At 58.4% G+C, this 421-nt stretch carries 1 protein-coding gene; it reads left to right on the top strand.

All coding sequences use genetic code 11. From position 1 onward, the window contains the following. Positions 1–237, top strand: a 237-nt coding sequence (locus PZH32_RS11505) for a hypothetical protein (protein WP_275208391.1), incomplete at its 5' end; no start/stop codon positions are given. Positions 238–421 lie beyond the last annotated feature (184 nt).

The following is a 421-nucleotide window of genomic DNA, read 5'->3' as shown; positions in this document are numbered from 1 at the left end:
GGAAAAGAGCAGGAGTTAGCCCGTGCGCTCACGGTATTCGATAGGGTGGGTCGCAAAGCGGTGAAGCTGGAGCTGCCCGACTACGAGGACGGTATTGTGGCAGCCGCCGCTCTTTCGGACGAGGTGGACTGTATCGTCACGCGCGATGCAGCCGCCTTCCAGAACTTGAACATTCGTCGCTACACGCCAACGGAGTTTATCAAGGACCGGGGCGTGGAGGTCATCGACTTACCATAAGCAGCCAGGTGGCTGAGCGGCTCGAAAGCTAGTCTCAGCCCAGCATACGTCCTTTCCCTCCATGACGCTTCGGCGCAGTTGGCCGTTGGGGGTGCGGGGCGACCTTGCTTCCGTGGTACACTGAAGCGACTGACAAGACTCTTTCGCGGAAAGTGAACCTATGGCTGATTTTATCGAGGGCAAG

This window comes from Adlercreutzia equolifaciens (assembly GCF_029076695.1).
GTDB lineage: Bacteria > Actinomycetota > Coriobacteriia > Coriobacteriales > Eggerthellaceae > Adlercreutzia > Adlercreutzia equolifaciens_A.
This window is presented reverse-complemented; position numbering and strand designations above follow the sequence as displayed.